This is a genomic window from Caloramator australicus RC3, from assembly GCF_000297115.1.
GTDB lineage: Bacteria > Bacillota > Clostridia > Clostridiales > Caloramatoraceae > Caloramator > Caloramator australicus.
In genome coordinates, this window is sequence record NZ_CAKP01000012.1 from 1 (window position 1) to 975 (window position 975).

The 975-nt window shown below is 49.8% G+C and carries 1 rRNA gene; it reads left to right on the top strand.

Annotated features, from left to right (window positions below):
- Positions 1 to 291: 291 nt before the first annotated feature.
- Positions 292 to 975 (top strand): 16S ribosomal RNA (locus tag CAAU_RS01645); the annotation flags it as partial.

Consider the following 975-nt stretch of genomic DNA (forward strand, 5'->3'; position numbering starts at 1 on the left):
CTGCAAAATAGCATTGCTATTCAACTAAACCTGGAGTATCCATATTAGAATTTAAAGATTTATAAAGAAAAATAAAGTTATATTAATATAAATTCAAATAATTACGTCTCGCTGAAATGAAGCTATATATCTCTCATGATAATATATAACATGTCGTCGCGAGGGCGGCGAGAAAAAGAAAAAAGATATTGACAAAGAGTAAAAAGCGTGATAAGATAAGAAACGCTGATTGACCTTTGAAAACTGAACAGTGGCGAAGCGACCAGCAGTAATTTAAGAAGCTAAGGATTTAAACATAAGAGTTTGATCCTGGCTCAGGACGAACGCTGGCGGCGTGCCTAACACATGCAAGTCGAGCGGAGATGCCAAGGAGCAATCTGAGGTGTCTTAGCGGCGGACGGGTGAGTAACACGTGGGTAACCTACCCCAAGGAGGGGGATAACAGGTCGAAAGGCCTGCTAATACCGCATAAAGCTTGTGTATCGCATGATACATAAGCCAAAGGAGGAATCCGCCTTGGGATGGGCCCGCGGCCCATTAGCTAGTTGGTGAGGTAACGGCTCACCAAGGCGACGATGGGTAGCCGGCCTGAGAGGGTGGTCGGCCACACTGGGACTGAGACACGGCCCAGACTCCTACGGGAGGCAGCAGTGGGGAATATTGCGCAATGGGGGAAACCCTGACGCAGCGACGCCGCGTGAGCGAAGAAGGCCTTCGGGTTGTAAAGCTCTGTCTTCCCTGACGAAGAAAGTGACGGTAAGGGAGGAGGAAGCCACGGCTAACTACGTGCCAGCAGCCGCGGTAATACGTAGGTGGCGAGCGTTGTCCGGAATTACTGGGCGTAAAGGGTGCGTAGGCGGCTCCTTAAGTGAGGTGTGAAATCCCTGGGCTCAACCCAGGAACTGCACTTCAAACTGGGGAGCTAGAGTGCAGGAGAGGAAAGCGGAATTCCCGGTGTAGCGGTGAAATGCGTAG